This window comes from Rubritalea marina DSM 17716 (assembly GCF_000378105.1).
Taxonomy (GTDB): domain Bacteria; phylum Verrucomicrobiota; class Verrucomicrobiia; order Verrucomicrobiales; family Akkermansiaceae; genus Rubritalea; species Rubritalea marina.
The window spans coordinates 71,984-90,821 of record NZ_KB899256.1; the positions used below are offsets into that span (position 1 = coordinate 71,984).

An 18,838-nucleotide genomic window follows, 5' to 3' on the forward strand; every position below is an offset into this window, starting at 1 on the left:
TCCCATCTTCGAGGTTAGGATGCTGGCATGAGCGAGGAGAACAAAAGCACGCGCCTCTTGGTGGCCGCGATTGAGGCCCGTGATGCTGCGAGTTTCCTCAAACACGCTGATAACCTACACTACGCGGATCTAGCAGAGGTCTACGAAGGTCTCAGCCAGGAAGCGCGCGACTTCTTCGCAGATCAGCTCGATACAGAGCAATTTGCCGAGGTGATCACCGACCTCCCCGACACGCTAGTGGAGGAAACGATCAGCCGACTCGACGTCGACGAACAACGTGAGATCCTTGATCAAGTCTCAGATGATGACCGAGTCGATTTGCTGCAGGACGTCTCAGAAGGGACCCGCGAAAAGCTACTCGATCTGGTGGAGCCAGATGACATCGAGGTAACCAAAAACCTCCTCAAGTACGACGAAAATACTGCTGGTGGACGGATGACCACGCATTTCGGCAGCATTCACGCCCATATGTCGGTCAAGGAATCACTCGATCACCTCCGCTCCAGCAGCGACGAGACCGAATCCTTTGCTCGCGTCTACGTCATCGACGACAAGGACAAGCTCTGTGGCTTTGTTCGCTTCCGCGACCTCGCCTTCAATTCCTGGGAAACCAAAATCACCGAAATCATGCGCCCGGTGAAACGCTTCATCCTCGCCTCAGCCGATCAAGAAGATGCTGCCCAGATAGTCTCCAAGTACGACCTCTTTGTCCTCCCAGTAGTCGATGAACAACACCGCATCCTCGGGATCATCACCCACGATGATGTGGTCGAGATCTTGGAAGAAGAATCCACAGAAGACATGGAGAAAATGGCTGGTTTCTCCGGTGAAGGCTCTGAAGAATCGTACCTCAACACGCGGACGATGGTCCACTTCCGCCGGCGCTTTCCTTGGCTCTTCGGCTTGGCTCTCCTGGCGATCGCCTCTGGGGTCGTAATGATCAAATTCGAAGGCGTCCTCAACAGCCTATTCATCCTCTCATTATTTTTGCCGATGGTCGTAGCCGCAGGCGGCAACACCGGAGGCCAAGCCTCCACGATGATCATCCGCGCCATGGCACTGGGCGAGCTCAACCAATCCTCACTCGCACGCGTGGCTTGGAAAGAACTACGTTTAGGCCTCATGCTGGGGTCCTTACTAGGAATCTGTATGGCCATCATCACCGTGACCATTGTACCCATGTTTGATGTCCACATGCCGCCAGAAGTCGGCTTCGGAAAATTTGCAGTCGCCGTGGCAGTCGCACTTGCGGTTCAGATCACTACTTCCACACTAGTGGGCTCACTTTTGCCGCTCGGAGCGAAGGCTGCCAAGATCGACCCAGCCTTGATTGCGGCCCCTGCAATCACCACGATTGTCGACGTCTCTGGCTTAGTCATCTACTTCTTCGTTGCAAAAGCCATCATAGGACTTTAAGTCGAGTGCAACACCTTGCGAAGCAAGTGACCCGACTGATCACTTCATACTTCCAACTTCACACTTTTTTCTATGCCACGTCCCGACGCCACAGCAGAACTCACCGCAGCCCTCAATGAACGCATCCTCGTCTTGGATGGAGCCATGGGCACCACCATCCGCGGCTATGGTCTCACTGAAGAAGATGCTCGTGGCGAGCGCTTCAAGGACATCGATAAAGACATCCTCAACAATGGCGACATCCTCAGCCTGACGCGCCCAGATGTCATCCACGACATCCACCTGCGCTTCCTCAATAGTGGCTCAGACATCGTCGAGACAAATTCATTCTCAGGCACCGCCATCGCTCAATCGGAATTCTTTGTGGAAGATCCCCGCGAAACTGGCGAGGGCCGCAAGGACCCAGAATTTTATCAAAAAGTCATCGACGACAAAGAACTTCAAGACCTCGCTTGGGAGATCAATGTCGAGTCAGCAAAGCTCGCTCGCAAAGCCTGCGATGAGGTAGAAGCGAAGACCGGCATCAAACGCTACGCCGCCGGCGCCATCGGCCCGATGACTGTGGGTCTCAACAACTCAGCGGTCGACCCCGACGATCCAGGGTTCCGCGTGGTCACCTTCGACCAAGTCTACATCGACTACAAACGCCAAATCCGCGCCCTCATCGAAGGTGGGGTCGACATCCTCATGGTGGAAACCATTTTCGATGCGCTCAACTCGAAGTGTGCGCTCGTCGCCATTCAAGATGTCTTTGAAGAAGACAACATCAAGCTACCGATCATCATCTCCGCCGCGGTTGGACTCGGTGGTGAAACGATGATCTCCGCCCAAAAAGTAGAAGCACTCTGGAATGCAGTGGCACACGTCAAACCACTCGCTGTCGGACTCAATTGCTCGCTTGGTCCAGACCAGATGCGCGCCTTTGTCGAGGAACTCAGCAAGGTCTGCGAGACCTACGTTTCTTGCTACCCGAATGCGGGCATGCCCGACGCGCTCTCTGCGACTGGCTTCCCCTTCCTTCCCGAGGACATGTACGAGCGCCTCAAAGATTTTGCCGAGGCTGGCTTCATCAACTTCGCCGGTGGTTGCTGCGGCAACACGCCGGAGCACATTGCCGAGATCGCGCGTGCGGTCAAAGGGGTAAAGCCAAGACAGCTCCCAGAAATCGAGCCATTGCTCCGCCTCTCTGGCACCGAACCCTACAACCACACCGCCGATAAGAATTTCCTCATGATCGGCGAGCGCACCAATGTCGCCGGTTCACCAAAATTCCGCAAACTCATCCAAGAGGAAAAGCTCGAAGACGCCCTCGCCATCGCCCGCCAACAGGTGGAAAATGGCGCGCCCGTCATCGACATTTGCTTCGACGACGGCCTCATCGATGGCGTCGACATGATGACTCGCTTCCTCAACCTTGTGCAGTCTGAGCCAGACATCACCAAGGTGCCAATCACCGTGGATTCCTCGAAGTGGGAGATCATCGAGGCCGGCCTCAAATGCCTCCAAGGCAAAGGCATCGTCAACTCGATCTCGCTCAAGGAAGGTGAAGAAGTCTTCAAAAAGCACGCACGCACGATCATGAAGTTCGGCGCAGCTGCTGTGGTCATGGCCTTCGATGAAAATGGCCAAGCTGCCACCTACGAAGAAAAGATCCGCATCTGCGAGCGCGCCTACCGGGTACTCGTCGATGAAGTCGGCTTCAACCCGCAGGACATCATCTTCGACCCAAACATCCTCACCGTAGCCACTGGTATCGAGGAGCACAACAACTACGCGGTGGACTTCTTTAAGGCCACCAAGTGGATCAAGGACAACCTTCCAGGCGCCAAAGTCTCCGGTGGTGTCTCCAATGTTTCATTCTCCTTCCGTGGCAACAACCCAGTGCGCGAGGCAATGCACGCCGCCTTCCTCTACCACGCTGGCAAAAATGGCATGGACATGGGCATCGTCAATGCTGGCATGCTCGAGGTCTACGATGAAGTGGAGCCCAAGATGCTCAAACACGTCGAGGACGTGCTCCTCAATCGCGACCCAGATGCTACCGAGCGACTCCTCGACTTTGCCGAACAATTCAAAGGGGTCAAAAAAGCAGCGCAACAGGCCGACCTCAGCTGGCGTGAAACCACCGTCGAAAAGCGCCTCGAATACGCTCTACTCAGAGGCATCGACACCTTCGTCGTGGAAGACACCACAGAAGCACTAGCGAAGTACGAAGTGCCACTCAAGGTCATCGAAGGCCCACTCATGGATGGCATGTCCGTCGTTGGCGACCTCTTCGGAGCCGGCAAAATGTTCCTCCCGCAGGTGGTGAAATCCGCCCGCGTGATGAAGAAATCCGTAGCCTACCTCGAGCCCTTCATGGAAGCAGAGAAGGCAGAAAAACTCTCTGGTCGCATCCAAGAACTTCAGGCCAAGAACCCTGAGCTCAACGACCACGATGCCCAGATTGCCGCCGAAAAAGAAGCCACTGCCGGACGCGTGGTCATGGCCACCGTCAAAGGCGACGTGCACGACATCGGCAAGAACATCGTCGGCGTCGTCCTCGCTTGTAATGGCTTCGAAGTCATCGACATGGGCGTCATGGTGCCCTGCGATAAGATCCTCGATCTCGCCATCGAAAAAGGCTGCGACGTCATCGGACTCTCAGGCCTCATCACCCCGTCACTCGACGAGATGATCCACGTGGCCAAAGAAATGGAGCGCCGCGGCATGAAGCTGCCGATCCTCATCGGTGGCGCCACCACCTCAGCCGCCCACACTGCGGTCAAGATTGCACCGCATTACTCAGGCCCGATCGTCCACGTGCTCGACGCCTCGCGCTCGGTCCCCGTCACCACCACACTCCTCTCCAAAGATGGGCGCGATAAATTTGTGGCCGACAACGACGAGCGCCACCAAAAACTCCGCGACAACTTCAACAAGAAGTCGAAGCCAACGATCAGCCTAGATGAGGCACGCGCTAACAAGCCGAACTTCGATTGGGAGAACTACCAACCAGCTCAGCCAGAATTCACCGGTGCCCGCGTGATCGAGAGCCAATCGCTACGCGAGCTCTCGAAGTACATCGACTGGACTCCCTTCTTCCACGCTTGGGAAATCCGAGGTGTCTGGGACCGCGAAACCAAGGTACTCAAAACCAAGAACGAAGCTGGTGCCCAACAAGCACAAGAACTCTTCGCCGATGCCCAAGAAATCCTCGAAGACATCATTGCGAATAAACGCTTCACCGCACGCGGCACCTACGGCTTCTACCCCGCCAATGCAGATGGCGACGACATCACCGTCTGGACCGACGACTCACGCAGCAAGAAAGCCACCACCTTCCACACCCTGCGCCAGCAGATCGAGAAATCCACCGACAAACCACACTTCGCCCTCAGCGACTATGTGGCTCCACGTGGCGACGGTTTCCAACCGTCTAGCCCAGCAGATTTCAAGTTTTTCGATGAAGAGCAATCCATCAAAAAACGCCAACAACATCTCCCTCATTGGTTCCAAAAAGGAGCTACCTACGCGGTGACATTCCGCCTGGATGACGCACTACCACAATCCGTCATCCATGCCTACCGTGCCGAAAAAGATGAGCTGCAGACCCGCATTACTAAAGCAATTGCGGATAGCGATGAGGAATTAACTGCTCGTTTGGAACAACATAAAGATGCAAGCTACCGATCCCATATCGAAGAATCACTTGATCTCGGGCACGGCCGCGCAGAGATGAAAGACCCTGAGGCAGCGCAAATTGTGGCAGATGCCATCCAGCACTTTGATGGCGATCGCTACGACCTCTCTGCTTGGTGTGTGATGTCGAATCATGTTCACCTTCTTATCACCCCTAGAGAAGGGCACGAGCTGAGCGAGATCCTTCGCAGCATCAAATTATTTTCCGCCCGTAAGCTCAACGAGCACGCTGGCACAAGCGGCACGCTCTGGAAAAAAGAATACTACGACCACATCGTCCGCGACGAAGAAGACTTCTGGAACCAATACGATTACATTCTCAGCAACCCAAGCAAGATCGGGCTTGATCACTACCCATTCGTTTCCGGTAAATTCAAGTCTGACAACCATGACCCATGTGGGGCTGGGCGGTTAGAAACCGCCGCCACAAACGACTTCATCGGTGGCTTTGTCGTGGGCATCCACGGTGCCGACGAATGGGCCAAGGAAGTAGAGACTGCTGAGAACGATCCCTACAAGGGCATCATGATCAAAGCGATTGCCGACCGCCTCGCCGAGGCATTCGCCGAGCTCCTGCACCACCGCGCCCGTGTCGCGTGGGGCTACGAGCGCCCGAACGAGTTCAACCACAACGAACTCATCAAGGAACTTTACCGCGGGATCCGCCCGGCACCCGGCTACCCAGCCCAGCCCGACCACACCGAGAAGCCACCACTCTTCGAACTCCTCAATGCCACCGAAACCACCGGCGTCGAGCTCACCGAGTCCTGCGCCATGCACCCCGGTGCCGCAGTTTCAGGCCTCCTCTTCTCACACCCAGAGTCGCACTACTTCGCGATCAGCGAGCTGCAGGAAGACCAAATCGATGACTACGCCGAGCGCAAAGGCTGGAGCAAAGAAAAAGCCGAGCGCTGGCTCGGCCCATGGCTCGGGTATAATGCTTAGTCGCCGCATGGCGGCTAGTGAGAAGCGTGGAGTGTGAAGGAACCCTAGTTTTCAGGTAGGGACGGCTGTCCTCAGTCGTCCGAAAGTGCTCCGGGAATATTATTACAGCAGGTGGCTCGATAGCGGTTTTCTTGCCCGAGGCTTGATTCGGACGAAGCACAGGAATCTTAGGGTAATGCGACCCTTGAGCCATCAATGAGCCTACCTCCTACATCAAACTCCACCCCTTCTTCTGCTAGGAGTTGGCGCTTTTTTTCCAGTGAGGCACCCTGGGTTTCTCCTAGGTAGCCACCGATGTTGAGCTGGCTATTGATGACGCGGTGGCAGGGGACTTCTGGTGCGTTTGGATTGCGCTTGAGTGCTTGGCCGACCGCTTGCGCGGAGCCACAGTTGATTGAGTCGGCGAGGGCTTTGTAGGTGGTGACCTTCCCTGCTGGGATCTGGCTGACGGCGTCGTAGACCCGTTGTTGGAATGCGGTGGTTTTGCTCATGGGGAACCCTAGGTTTTACGCGACTTTCACGAATGGAGGGATCGCGGTGCCCATGGCATCGGCGGCGGCGCGGAGGAGCTCGATCTCGGTATTCCCAATCTCGCCATCCGCCATCACGGCGAGGCCGCAGGCGTGGAGAGCGTCGCGATGAATCAATGGTGTCGCTTGGGCTAGCTTCTGAAGCGCCTCATCGACGAGGTGGAGGCCACATTCTTCCGGAGCTAAAATGGCGGGCAAACTCAGCCCCTTTTGCCTGAGGTCGCCAGTCGCTTCGCTGTATGCGCTTTCAAGGTCTCCCCCACTCTGGGCACCGATGCCTGCCATGGTGGAGACCAGCACATGGAGCTCACGTTGCAGTTGGGTGATCTTGGTGAAGCGCACGCGCGTGCTGTTGCCTCCGCCAAACGCAGACCCAAGGTGCTGGGCGAGCAACTTCTGCAACATGAATTCAAAAATATCCACCTTCCCGTCGCTTGCGATCAACCACTCAGTGGCACGTACAAACTTCTCAGTCTCTGGCTGAGAAAGCTTGCGCAGGGCCGGCACCGAAAGGTCGATCAAGGCGATCTTCTGGGTAGAGTGTTCGTCGGCGAGCGACTCGCTCCACCACTTGGCTGCTTCGGCGGTACTGGCATTGAATTGTTTCTTTAGGTATTTTTCACCTTTGTCCAATAGCCTCGCGTCGTGTCCAAGCAGGAGCCCAAAGATTAGCGCCTGCGCGCTGGTACGGTCATGCGCGGCCTCGATCCACTCTGACTTGAGTGAGGCTAGAATGTCGGCACCCACAGCCGAAGATGTTTGCTCGGTCTCGCCGAGTTGATCCCACTGTAAACGCGTCACCGATGCAGGCACCGGTGGCGGCTGCGCCTCCATGGCACCTTGAGTCCCTCCGGCGAAACCAGAGACCTGCGCATCCAAGCCCGAATAGGGAGCCTGGGTTTGTTGAGCTCCCTGAGTTTCCGTGACTGTAGCTTGGTTCAACTCGTATTCGGCACCCTCGATTGCTTTGAGGCGCACCTCGAGCGGTGGGTGGGTCGCGAAGCCGTAGGAGAACATCCCACCATCGGCAAAGAACATGTGGCTCGCCTCGGATGCCTTGCCCGACTTCACGCCCGAGCTCATGCCGCCGATCTTACGCAGCGCCCCTGAGATCCCTGATGGATCGCGGGTGAATTGCACTGCTGAGGCATCCGCTAGGTATTCGCGTTGGCGCGATATCGCTGCCTGGATCATGCGCGCAAAGAACACGCCAATCGCGCCGACGACCAACAAAGCAATGGCGACCACCAATCCAATGAGAGCCCCATTGTTGTTCTCAGAACGACGACGCCCTAGGCTCATCAGCTGCATGTGCCAGAGGAGCTCGCGGCCGATGATGGTGAGCATCATGATGCCGAAGAGCCAGCCGATGAGGCGCATGTTCAGCTTCATGTCGCCATTGAGGATGTGGCTGAATTCATGGGCAATCACGCCCTGAAGTTCCGAGCGATTGAGTTGCTGGATGCAGCCACGGGTGACGCCGATGACTGCATTGTTGATCTCGGTGCCAGCAGCAAAGGCATTGATACCCATCTCTTGGTCCATCACCCAGACTTCAGGCACGGGCACGCCAGAAGCAATGGCCATTTCCTCGACCACATTCATGAGCTTGCGCTCGTCTGCATCGCTGGTGTGTGGGTCAATCTGGCGCCCACCCATATCACGGGCCACCACGGAACCACCACCACGGAGCTGCATCGACTTGAAAAGATTTCCCGCGAGGATCACACCGACGGTCAACAAGGAAACCGTCGCGAATCGCTCAGGGTCCCAGAACTCGCCAGCTTGCTCGACCACAGAGCCATTGTCATCCACCACCCGCACCGTCTGCGTGGTGTAGTAGAACCCTAAGATGGCATAGATGGCCCCCACCACTCCGATCACGGCGAGGATGAAGTAGAAGACGAGAAGTTTGGTCCGACGCCGCGCGTGGTCCTGAGCTTCGTAGAAATTCATGGATGGTCGTAAAACAATAAAACCTAGGGTGCTCTCATAAAGGAACCCTAGGTTTTGTTAAAAATAGCTTAAAATTCCACCTTCACCACTTCGCGCTCTGCTTCGTTGGTAACCTCAAAGAGAGTCGCTTCGCCGAAGTTGAACATGTTGGCGATGAAGTTGGTTGGGAACATCTCGCGCTTGTTGTTGAAGGCAGTGACAGCATCATTGAATGCCTGACGCGAGAAGCCGACTTTGTTCTCGGTGGCGGTAAGTTCCTCGGTGAGTTGCATCATGTTCTGGTTCGCCTTGAGGTCTGGGTAGGCCTCAGAGAGGGCGAAGAGTCTTCCAAGTGAAGCACCTAGGGCACCTTCAGAAGCCATCATTGCCTGCATGTTTGCCGCATCGTCTGGGCTCACATTTTGCGAAGCAGAAGCCGCGCTATTGCGCGCTGCGATCACAGCCTCGAGCGTCTCGCTCTCATGCGCCATATATTTCTTGGCTGTCTCCACCAAGTTCGGGATGAGGTCGTGACGACGCTTGAGCTGGACATCAATCTGAGCGAAGGCGTTCTTGTAGCGATTACGCAGAGTCACCAGGCCGTTGTAGGCTCCGATCACCCAAAAAACAACGATGGCTAGAATCGCAGCGAGCACAATGAGCGTGATCACAACGCCAGTGAGGGCTAGCACGGGTTGCAGAAGTAAAGAGGTCATAGTTTGCATAGTTTAGGTTTTGAATGGTTCTGCTTGATTGCACAAGTTAGAACGCTCATAGGATCTAGAAATTCCACGATCTTTGCTATTACAAAAAGCCGACTTCTCTGTAAACATCACCCACTCATGAACCACGAAATCATCGTCGCCGGTAAACCGTCTCTCAAATACGCTAAGGACGGCACTGCCGAATACCTCAAGCGGCTCCAGCGCTACGGCAAATACAAGCTCACCCACATCAAGGACGGCAGCAGCGAAGATGTGTCTAAACGACTTCTAGAAGCCAGCAAGGGCACCGTGCGCATCGTCATGGACGAACGTGGAGAAACTCCCACCACCGAGGAGCTTGTCAGCCTCTACAACAAATGGGAAATGCGTGGTTTCAAGAATGTCAGTTTCCTCATCGGTGCCAGTGACGGCCACACCCAAGAACTGCGCAACCAAGCCGACTTCGTGCTCTCGCTCTCTCGCCTCACCCTCATGCATGAGCTCGCTCTGGTGGTTCTGCTAGAGCAAATCTACCGAGTGGCCACGATCAAACGCGGGGAGCCATACCACCGCTAGCGGTGGAGTGCGAAGTGAACAGTGTGGAGTGAGGAGTCCCAGCACGTTCAAAGCTAGGGTTCCTACCTAGCACCCTAGGTGTTTCATGCTTGGGTCAGGAGCTTGGAAACCTCCGCTACTAGAAGACAAAAAAAGGCGAGGTTCTTGAGAACCTCGCCTTTGGAAAACAATATCTTCCGGTAGATTAGTCTACCTTCTTGACGTTGGAAATGTGGATTGGACCATCAATCTCAACGATGCCACCTTCTGGGTTGGCTTCGGAGCGCTTGATTGTCTTCTTGATCTTGCGAACACCTTCCACAACAACGCGTTGCTTAGCTTCGTTGACAGAAGCAACAGTACCGGTAGCACCCTTGTGGCCGCCTGCGATTACTTGTACTTTGTCACCTTTTTTTACGTGTGCCATAATAATGCGTGATGTTTTAGAGTTAGAGCACCTCTGGAGCGAGGGATACGATCTTCATGAACTGCTTCTCACGGAGTTCACGAGCAACTGGGCCGAAGATACGAGTACCTTTCGGGTTGTTGTCCTTGTCGATGATCACGATAGCGTTGTTGTCGAAACGAAGCACTGAACCGTCCTTACGGCGGATCGGAGCTGCGGAACGCACTACCACTGCCTTCACAACAGTACCCTTCTTGATAGAAGCTGTTGGGATTGCTTCACGAACGTGAGCAGTGATGATGTCGCCGACGTTAGCAACCTTGGAACGAGTTCCAAGAACACCAATCATCTTTGCTGAGCGAGCGCCTGTGTTGTCGGCAATCGCTACTGAGGATTCCATTTGAATCATAGAATTAGTAGTCAGTTAAGTGGTTAAAATGCCCCCTGTTTCCTGAAGGATTCAGGGAGCGTTTATGAATTAGTGAGTAAGAACTTCAGTGAGTTCCCAGCGCTTAAGCTTGGAAATCGGCTTAGTCTCTGTGATGCGTACCTTGTCGCCTACTGCTGCCTGTCCTGCTTCGTCGTGAGCGTAGAATTTCTTCGTGCGCTTAACGATCTTTTTGAAGCGTGGGTGAGGAACGCGAGCTACGTATTCAACTACGATAGTCTTGTTCATCTGTGTGGAGACAACAACGCCAACGCGGGACTTGCGTAAACCTGGCTTCTGTGTGTTTGTATCGCTCATGTTTATTAATCCTTTGTGGGTTAGTTAGCAGACTTGTTACGAAGTTCTGAAAGCACGGTTTGAATGCGTGCAACTTCGCGGCGAACTGCTTTGATGCGGGCGGAGTTCTCGAGCTGTCCGGTAGACTGCTGGAGACGGAGTTGGAGTGCTTCCTGCTTGAGTTCGGAGAGTGCTTTACCCAACTCCTCAACTGAAAGTTCGCGGATTTCGCTAATTTTAGTAGCCATATTAGTAATTCCTATACGGATTATTGTGGGTTAGCTGAGCTTGTTACGCTCTACGAAACGGGTACGGAAACCGAGCTTATTGGATGCGAGACGGAGTGCTTCCTTCGCTTCTGATTCAGGCACACCAGCGATCTCAAAGATCATGGCGCCTGGCTTGATTACTGCAACCCAACGGTCAACAGCGCCTTTACCTTTACCCATACGAGTTTCTGGTGGACGGCCTGTTACGGACTTGTGAGGGAAGACACGGATGTAAACTTTCCCCTTACGCTTAAGGTGACGGTTGATGGTGATACGGCAGGCTTCGATCTGACGGTTGCTCATCCATGAGCGACCGAGCGACTGGAGACCGAAGTCACCGAAGCTTACGTCAGTTCCGCGCTGTGCATTACCACCGCGATTTCCGCGCTGAGTTTTGCGGAACTTGGTGCGTTTTGGCATTAAAGGCATAATTCTGTATTCCTATATATGTTACTAGTTATAAAGATTAGCCCTGACGACGCTCGCGGCGTTCACCACCTGGACGACGGCCACGACCACCACGGTCGTTGCGGTTGTTGTTACCAGCTGTGAGCTTTTCTTCCTTCTTGTTGATCCATACTTTCACACCAATGATGCCGTAGACTGTGGATGCTTCTGCGAAGCCGTAGTCGATAGGCACACGGAGTGTCTGAAGTGGTACTTTACCTTCGCGGTACCATTCTGCACGTGCGATGTCAGCACCACCGAGGCGGCCTGCACAACGTACGCGGATACCTTCTGCACCGAACTCCATAGCGGTTTGGATGGAGCGTTTCATGGCGCGGCGGAATGCGATACGACGCTCAAGCTGAACGGCGATGTTTTCAGCCACGAGCTGAGCATCGAGCTCAGGCTTGCGGATTTCGATGATGTCGATCTTTACCTGGCAGCCACCACAGATCTTGGAGATGTCGTTTGTCATCTTTTCGATCTCAGCACCCTTACGACCGATCACAAGACCTGGACGTGAAGTGTGAAGTGTGACACGAACGCTGTTCCAAGCGCGCTCGATGGTAACACGTGAAAGAGCAGCGAACTGAAGGCGCCCTTTGATGTACTTACGGATCTGAAGATCTTCGTGAAGCTTAGCTGTGTAGTCTTGACCTTTGGCATACCACTTAGAACGCCAGTCCTTGGAGACTGCGAGGCGGAATGCGATAGGATTTACTTTCTGTCCCATATTATTAGTTCTAGTTTGTGGTTATGCTTCTGCTTTAGGAGCAAGAGTGATGAAGATGTGACTCGTGCGCTTGCGGATAGCACCTGCGGAACCACGAGCACGTGGCTTGAAGCGCTTGAAGGTAGGACCTTCACCGACGGTAGCTTCTTTTACGAAGAGTTCGTCTGCGTCGAGTTCGAAGTTATTTTCTGCGTTAGCAATGGCGGACTTGAGTGTCTTAGCAATGAGTACCGCTGACTTCTTTGGTGTGAATGTCAGAGCATCAAGTGCGGAGGACACAGAAAGACCTTGGATTTCGCGAGCCACGTCACGTGCCTTCTTGGCAGAAACGCGAGCGTATTTGTATGTTGATTTTACTTCCATGGATTTGTTTCCGTTGGATGTTTAGTTCCTTTTATTTGATCGTCTTAATGGATGCGATGTCGCCGAGGCGAACCGCGTTGTTGGTGTCATCGAGTGCCATCACAAGGGCTCCTGAGATATCAGGTCTGACTCTTGCAATGATAGCTTCGGCTATTTGGCTGTTCCCGCGTAGGATACGAAATGTCATGCCTATGCGCACTTGCTGCTTTTCTCCAGCGTTCAGCACTAAGATCCCAGATTGGGAGTCAATGCTGATGATTTTAGCTTCCCGAAGGGAGCCAAAGTCAACTTGAGGTTGCGGCTTGTGCCTTATTCCGAGCTCTACGTCAAGTCCTCTCATTGCTGATTCGACTTTTAGTCTAGCTTCGGCGTCGGCTGCAAAGGCGGTTTTGAGATATTCTCGTACCTGATCGGTGAGCGCCAGTGCAGCTATTTCTAGTTCACTGAGGCGATCCTCGAGCACCTTGCGGTTGGCCACCGCTTGTTTGAGTCGTTCGTCGTCTGTCCCTAGTGGGTAGGTTCCGAGCGCTTCAAGATCCAAGCGGATTGTCTCTAACTCGGCTGTAGCTTCTTGCTCCTGTTTTTTGGCATGAGCGAGGGCCTTAGCGAGTGTCTGATTATGTAGTTGAAGGCTGGTTACTTTCGCTTCCAGCCTCTTAAGGCGAGCATCGTTGCTTGATTGCTGTTGAGCATTCCCTAATCCGGTCAATGCTGCAAAGCAGCTGAGTATGACCAGGGTTTGGGTGATTGTGCGCATTGCAAGCAAGCTACCTATGAAGAATTACTTCTTACCGATACCTCCGTGAGCTTTGAAGATACGAGTCGGTGCAAATTCACCGAGCTTGTGTCCTACCATGTTCTCAGTCACGTAAACAGCAACGAATGTCTTGCCGTTGTGAACTGCGAAGTTGTGCCCAACGAAATCTGGTGTGATCATTGAACGACGGCTCCATGTCTTGATTGGCTTTTTGTTACCGCTTTCAACGGCAGCATCGAGCTTATCAAGAAGCTTTTGGTCCACGAATGGCCCTTTTTTGAGTGATCTTGGCATAATGTTAAATTGGTTAAAGATTCAGATTAAGTTCTCAATTACTTGGTGCGACGAGATACGATGAACTTGTCGCTGTGCTTGATCTTCTTACGAGTCTTTTGACCCTTAACGTGACCCCAAGGTGACTTGAGGTGCTGGCGACCACCACCGGACTTGGACTTACCTTCACCACCACCGTTCGGGTGATCCACTGGGTTCATACACATACCGCGTACTGTTGGGCGCTTGCCCTGCCAGCGTGAGCGGCCTGCTTTACCAGAAACCTCGTTCATGTGATCGCGGTTACCGACCTGACCAATGGTGCAGAGGCAGTTGTCGTTGAACTTACGAATTTCGCCGGATGGCATTTTCACAAGTGCGTAACCTTCTTCACGGTTAGAAAGGATGGCTTCCTGACCAGCGGAACGAGCAACCTTACCACCTGCGCCCGGAACGAGCTCGATGTTGTGGATGCTTGTACCAAGTGGTACGTTCTTGAGGACGGTTGCGTTACCTGGCTTAGGAGCCACGTTGTGACCTGAAGAAACCTTAGCACCGACCTGGAGGCCTACTGGTGCGAGGATGTAGCTCTTCTGGCCGTCAGTGTACTCGATAAGTGCGATGCGGCATGTGCGGTTTGGATCGTATTCGATAGCAACGACTGTTGCTTCTACGTCGAACTTACGACGTTTGAAGTCAACAAGACGGTACTTACGCTTGTGACCACCACCGATGTGGCGGCATGTGATACGTCCACGGTTGTTACGGCCACCGGTTCTTTTAAGTGGCTGAGTGAGTGACTTTTCTGGAGTCGTTTTTGTAATTTCTTCGAATCCTGGCAAAACCTTGTAACGGTTTGAAGGAGTGAAGGGTCTGAATGTTTTTAAAGGCATGTTTCGCTATTCCTTTCGAATTAATTTCGCTTTTGCAGCGTGAGTGATTAAATCGAACTCTTCTATTTAGATGAGATCGATTGTTTCGCCATCCTTGAGGCGAACGATCGCCTTCTTCCAGTTTGCGGTGCGTCCTGCATCGCTACGGCGTTGGCGCTTCAACTTACCTGCGTAGTTGCAGGTGCGTACGGCTTCAACCTTCTTACCGAAGAGTTGTTCTACAGCACGTTTGATTTCGAGCTTGTTTGCATTGCGGTCGACCTTGAACACGTATTCGTTGTTCAACTCCTGAAGGAGTGTGGCTTTTTCGCTAAGGCGAACAGTGTCGATTACTGAGTAAATATCTTTCATCGTTTTCTATTCGGTTGTTGGTTAAGCAGTACGCTTTGCGATTGTCTCAAGAGCTGCCTCAGTCACAACAACAGCGTTGGCGTGAAGGATTTGCTCGATGTTAGCTTCGGCTGCAGTGATGAGCTGTACGCTCTTCACATTGCGACCGGCGCGGTAGGTTTCTTCAGAGAAGCTATCGGAGATAACGAGTACCTTCTTAGCATCTGTGAGAGCTGCTACTGCTGCTACGAATGACTTGGTCTTAGCATCTGCTACTTCGAAGGAAGCAACGGTGAGTACTTCACCAGCGTCGATCTTAGAAGTAAGAACGCGGCGAAGCGCAAGCTTACGAACGCTCTTCGTTACCTTCTTAGAGTAGTCGCGTGGCTTAGGACCGAATACGACACCACCGCCGACAAAGATAGGCGCACCACGGTCACCGTGACGTGCATTACCTGTGCCTTTTTGCTTGTACATCTTCTTACCAGTGCCTGCTACTTCAGAACGAGTCTTGGTATTTGCAGAACCGGAGCGACGGTTAGCGCGGTAGGCTGTGATGAGGTCGTGCACTGCTTGGGTGCCTTTGTGACCTTCAACGAGATTGATGTTTGCAGATGTTGCGTCTGCTGCTGTAAGTGTTTTAGCTGACATTTCAGTGATTCTTTCTAATGGTTAAGATTACTTCTTATTCGCTTTCACACCTGGGCGGACAACAACGTAGGAACCTTTGTGGCCTGGTACTGCACCAGAGATAAGAACCACGCCGTCTTCAGCGCGAACTTGTACAACCTTGAGGTTCTGAACGGTGCGACGGTACTGACCGTGACGACCTGGCATCTTCTTGTTCTTCCATACACGACCAGGCCATGTACCAGCACCAATACCACCAGGGCGGCGGTGCATCATGTGACCGTGTGAATCTGGCTGACCTGCAAAGTTGTAACGCTTAACAACACCCTGGAAGCCTTTGGCTTTTGTGGTGCCGATCACGTCAACAACCTGTCCATCTTCGAAGAGAGCTGCACCTGGGTGTGCTTCTTCAGTGTTTGGAAGTTGCTCGTCGCTTTCGAAACGGAATTCTTTAACAAGCTTCTTAGAAGTACCATTGTGCTTCTTGAAGTGGCCTTTGGTTGGTGCGTTGAGGCGATTTTCCTTTTGATCATCGAAAGCTACCTGAACTGCGGCGTAACCGTCAGTTTCAGATGTCTTTACCTGAAGGAATTCGTTACCCTTTACGTCAACAACTGTGACTGGGATCATAACGCCGGCGTCCTTATCGAACACGCGAGTCATGCCTACTTTTTTACCTAAAAGTCCGAGTGACATAGTAATATGATTTCTACGAGTTTAGGGTTCAGATGCGGATGGTGATGTCAACGCCAGCTGGGAGGTTGAGCTTTTTGAGCTCATCCACGGTGCGGGCTGTTGGATCGACGATATCAAGCAAACGCTTGTGGGTGCGGATCTCGAACTGGTCTGCGGACTTCTTGTTCTGGTTAACAGAACGGTTTACGCTGAATTTTTCAACGCGAGTCGGCAGAGGAATCGGACCAGCAACTTTAGCGCCTGTGCGCTTTGCTGTCTCAACGATCTCTTGTGCTGAACGATCGATTGCACGATGGTCGAAGGCACGGAGACGGATTCTGATCTTCTGATTAGACATAATGAAGATGTGTTGTTTTTACCTTATTTATTATTGTTGTTTCTACACGCTTTCGCCGAACTTCTGATCGACGATCGCCTGTGGTACGGGTTCAAAACTGGCCGGCTCCATTGTGAATGAAGCTCGACCAGAAGAGACTGTTCTGAGTGCGGTCATGTAACCGAACATTTCAGCAAGTGGCACTGTAGCCTTAAGCGTACAGGCTGCCCCTTTACTATCCATGCCAGCAATTTGACCGCGACGACGATTGAGGTCGCCAAGGATATCGCCCTGATATTCATCAGGCGTTGTAACCTCCACGTCCATAACGGGCTCAAGCAAGAGCGGGCTTCCATTTTCAAGTGCTTCGCGCATCGCTAGGATGGCAGCCACTCGGAAGGCGTTCTCGTTCGAATCCACATCGTGGGCGTCTCCATCTACGATATCGACATGAATGTCAACAACAGGATAACCTGCTATGACTCCATTCCTTGTGGAATCCTCGATTCCACCGTAGACGGCTTTGATAAATTCTTTTGGTATAGCGCCCCCCACGACTTTATTGTCGATGGTAAGACCCTTCCCTTGCTCATTGGGCTTAACACTCAAGTTAACTTTAGCATATTGCCCTGTGCCACCAGTTTGCTTCTTCAGCACACCCACGCCAATCGCGTCGCTTGAGATAGTCTCGCGGTAGGCGATTTGTGGCTTTCCGGTATTGGCTTCCACTTTGAATTCGCGCTTGAGGCGATCCACAATCACCTCGAGGTGAAGCTCACCCATGCCAGCGATGATGCACTGACCAGTATCGTCGTCAGTCTTCACCACAAAGGTAGGATCCTCCTCCTGAAGACGGGAGAGCCCGGTGGCGAGCTTATCTTGGTCAGCTTTGGTGCGTGGTTCCACCGCCATGGCGATGACCGGCTCAGGAAATGTTGGCGGTTCCAGCAAGATATCAAACTTCTTCGTGCAGAGTGTGTCACCAGTGGTGACATTCTTGATCCCCACGAAAGCAGCAATATCACCTGCGTAGCATGTCTCTAGCTCCACATGTTTATCCGCCTGCATTTGAATCAAGCGTGACACGCGCTCTTGCTTGCGAGTGCGGGGATTGTATACCATATCCCCCTTAGAAATTGTTCCGGAATACACACGGAAGAAAACGAGTTTTCCAACGAATTTGTCTGCCCATAGCTTGAAGGCCAGTGAGCAGAACTTTTCGTTATCATCGGCTGGAGCGAGGACCACCGAATCCTCGTCATCAGCTTCTTGGCCTTGCGCAGCATCGATATCCACTGGGCTAGGCAAATAGTCAACAACGGCGTCGACTAGGAACTGTACACCTTTATTCTTAAAGGCGGAACCACCGGAAACTGGGATAAATTTGTTCGCGATGGTGAGGCGTCGAATCGCAGCCTTTAGGTCTGCGTTGGTGATCTCTTCCTCCATGAGGAACTTCTCACCAATTTCATCATCGAGGTCAGCTACCACCTCGAGCAACTCTTCACGAGCAGCTTCAGCCTCAAGTTGAAGATCTCCAGAGAGCTCTTCAATAGAATATGTAGAACCAAACTTGTCGTCATCTGCATAGATCACGGCCTTTTGGTTGACCACATCAATTTGGCCGCGGAGATTCTCCTCGGCACCAATAGGAATGAGAACGGCCGCAGCAGTCGCACCAAGCTTCTCACGCACATCTTCCAGCACGTTATTAAAGTCGGCACCCGTACGGTCCATCTTGTTCACAAATACGATACGCGGCACGTTGTATTTATTGGCTTGTCGCCAGACTGTTTCAGTCTGTGGCTGAACGCCTGCAACACCACAAAATACAACGACTGCGCCATCGAGAACACGGAGAGAGCGCTCCACCTCAGCAGTAAAATCAACGTGACCTGGAGTATCGATGATATTCACGCGCTGCTTTTCGGATTCGAAAAGCTTGGTGATATCAACATCGGGTTGTTGAACCCACTCGCAAGTAACAGCTGCTGACGTGATAGTAATCCCACGTTCACGCTCTTGCTCCATGTGATCGGTAGTCGCTGCACCATCGTGCACCTCACCGATCTTATGAATCATGCCTGTGTAGAAAAGAATACGCTCCGTGAGTGTGGTCTTACCCGCATCAATATGCGCCGCAATCCCGATGTTGCGCGTGCGCTGCAACGGGTAGGGGCGATTTGGTGAATTGGGATCAGTAGACATTACTTAGGAAATCGTATGTACTCTTCT

21 protein-coding genes are annotated in these 18,838 nt (G+C 52.9%); 3 read left to right on the forward strand and 18 right to left on the reverse strand.

Annotated elements, in window-relative coordinates; translation table 11 throughout:
- Window positions 1-27: 27 nt before the first annotated feature.
- Both mgtE and metH read left to right on the forward strand, forming a co-directional pair.
- Window positions 28-1,416, forward strand: coding sequence for a magnesium transporter (gene mgtE / locus F454_RS0109215; protein WP_018970365.1), 1,389 nt, complete (start codon window positions 28-30; stop codon window positions 1,414-1,416).
- 72 nt (window positions 1,417-1,488) lie between these two features.
- Complete coding sequence (gene metH / locus F454_RS14770; RefSeq protein ID WP_018970366.1) at window positions 1,489-6,042, forward strand: methionine synthase; 4,554 nt, start codon at window positions 1,489-1,491, stop codon at window positions 6,040-6,042.
- 167 nt (window positions 6,043-6,209) lie between these two features.
- Here metH and F454_RS0109225 read toward each other — a convergent pair whose 3' ends face one another.
- The 3 genes from F454_RS0109225 to F454_RS0109235 all read right to left on the reverse strand — a co-directional run bounded on the left by F454_RS0109225 (window position 6,210) and on the right by F454_RS0109235 (window position 9,223).
- Window positions 6,210-6,533, reverse strand: coding sequence for an MGMT family protein (locus F454_RS0109225; protein ID WP_018970367.1), 324 nt, complete (start codon window positions 6,531-6,533; stop codon window positions 6,210-6,212).
- 15 nt (window positions 6,534-6,548) lie between these two features.
- Window positions 6,549-8,528, reverse strand: coding sequence for a M48 family metallopeptidase (locus F454_RS15795; RefSeq protein ID WP_018970368.1), 1,980 nt, complete (start codon window positions 8,526-8,528; stop codon window positions 6,549-6,551).
- A 68-nt stretch (window positions 8,529-8,596) separates the two neighbouring features.
- Window positions 8,597-9,223, reverse strand: coding sequence for a LemA family protein (locus F454_RS0109235; protein WP_018970369.1), 627 nt, complete (start codon window positions 9,221-9,223; stop codon window positions 8,597-8,599).
- 126 nt (window positions 9,224-9,349) lie between these two features.
- On the opposite strand from F454_RS0109235, the gene F454_RS0109240 reads away from it, so the two are divergent.
- On the forward strand, window positions 9,350-9,787 hold the full coding sequence (locus F454_RS0109240) for a 23S rRNA (pseudouridine(1915)-N(3))-methyltransferase RlmH (protein WP_018970370.1): 438 nt from the start codon (window positions 9,350-9,352) through the stop codon (window positions 9,785-9,787).
- A gap of 184 nt (window positions 9,788-9,971) precedes the next feature.
- On the opposite strand, the gene rplX is transcribed toward F454_RS0109240, so the two are convergent.
- From rplX to fusA, 15 genes are all read right to left on the reverse strand, one after another.
- Window positions 9,972-10,193, reverse strand: coding sequence for a 50S ribosomal protein L24 (gene rplX, locus F454_RS0109245; RefSeq protein ID WP_018970371.1), 222 nt, complete (start codon window positions 10,191-10,193; stop codon window positions 9,972-9,974).
- Window positions 10,194-10,215: 22 nt separating this feature from the next.
- Entirely contained in the window at window positions 10,216-10,581 is a 366-nt protein-coding gene (rplN, locus tag F454_RS0109250; RefSeq protein ID WP_018970372.1) for a 50S ribosomal protein L14, read from the reverse strand.
- Window positions 10,582-10,650: 69 nt separating this feature from the next.
- Window positions 10,651-10,917: a 30S ribosomal protein S17 gene (rpsQ, locus tag F454_RS0109255; RefSeq protein ID WP_018970373.1), complete on the reverse strand. Its 267-nt coding sequence runs from the start codon at window positions 10,915-10,917 to the stop codon at window positions 10,651-10,653.
- Window positions 10,918-10,937: 20 nt separating this feature from the next.
- Window positions 10,938-11,144: a 50S ribosomal protein L29 gene (gene rpmC, locus F454_RS0109260; RefSeq protein ID WP_018970374.1), complete on the reverse strand. Its 207-nt coding sequence runs from the start codon at window positions 11,142-11,144 to the stop codon at window positions 10,938-10,940.
- A gap of 30 nt (window positions 11,145-11,174) precedes the next feature.
- Entirely contained in the window at window positions 11,175-11,594 is a 420-nt protein-coding gene (gene rplP / locus F454_RS0109265; RefSeq protein ID WP_026292817.1) for a 50S ribosomal protein L16, read from the reverse strand.
- Window positions 11,595-11,631: 37 nt separating this feature from the next.
- Window positions 11,632-12,345 carry a 30S ribosomal protein S3 gene (rpsC, locus tag F454_RS0109270; protein WP_018970376.1) on the reverse strand — a complete coding sequence of 238 codons (714 nt, stop codon included), beginning with the start codon at window positions 12,343-12,345 and terminating at the stop codon, window positions 11,632-11,634.
- A 21-nt stretch (window positions 12,346-12,366) separates the two neighbouring features.
- Complete coding sequence (gene rplV / locus F454_RS0109275; RefSeq protein WP_018970377.1) at window positions 12,367-12,708, reverse strand: 50S ribosomal protein L22; 342 nt, start codon at window positions 12,706-12,708, stop codon at window positions 12,367-12,369.
- Between the two features lie 31 nt (window positions 12,709-12,739).
- Entirely contained in the window at window positions 12,740-13,465 is a 726-nt protein-coding gene (locus F454_RS0109280) for a hypothetical protein (protein WP_018970378.1), read from the reverse strand.
- Window positions 13,466-13,489: 24 nt separating this feature from the next.
- A complete protein-coding gene (rpsS, locus tag F454_RS0109285; protein WP_018970379.1) occupies window positions 13,490-13,759 on the reverse strand; it encodes a 30S ribosomal protein S19 in 270 nt (89 codons plus the stop codon).
- A gap of 38 nt (window positions 13,760-13,797) precedes the next feature.
- On the reverse strand, window positions 13,798-14,631 hold the full coding sequence (gene rplB / locus F454_RS0109290) for a 50S ribosomal protein L2 (RefSeq protein WP_018970380.1): 834 nt from the start codon (window positions 14,629-14,631) through the stop codon (window positions 13,798-13,800).
- A 66-nt stretch (window positions 14,632-14,697) separates the two neighbouring features.
- Window positions 14,698-14,982, reverse strand: a complete 285-nt coding sequence (gene rplW / locus F454_RS0109295) for a 50S ribosomal protein L23 (protein WP_018970381.1) — start codon at window positions 14,980-14,982, stop codon at window positions 14,698-14,700.
- 21 nt (window positions 14,983-15,003) lie between these two features.
- Window positions 15,004-15,612 carry a 50S ribosomal protein L4 gene (gene rplD / locus F454_RS0109300; RefSeq protein WP_018970382.1) on the reverse strand — a complete coding sequence of 203 codons (609 nt, stop codon included), beginning with the start codon at window positions 15,610-15,612 and terminating at the stop codon, window positions 15,004-15,006.
- 27 nt (window positions 15,613-15,639) lie between these two features.
- Window positions 15,640-16,287, reverse strand: coding sequence for a 50S ribosomal protein L3 (gene rplC / locus F454_RS0109305; RefSeq protein WP_018970383.1), 648 nt, complete (start codon window positions 16,285-16,287; stop codon window positions 15,640-15,642).
- Between the two features lie 28 nt (window positions 16,288-16,315).
- Window positions 16,316-16,624, reverse strand: coding sequence for a 30S ribosomal protein S10 (gene rpsJ / locus F454_RS0109310; protein ID WP_018970384.1), 309 nt, complete (start codon window positions 16,622-16,624; stop codon window positions 16,316-16,318).
- A 42-nt stretch (window positions 16,625-16,666) separates the two neighbouring features.
- Window positions 16,667-18,811, reverse strand: coding sequence for an elongation factor G (gene fusA, locus F454_RS0109315; protein ID WP_018970385.1), 2,145 nt, complete (start codon window positions 18,809-18,811; stop codon window positions 16,667-16,669).
- Between the last annotated feature and the right edge of the window lie 27 nt (window positions 18,812-18,838).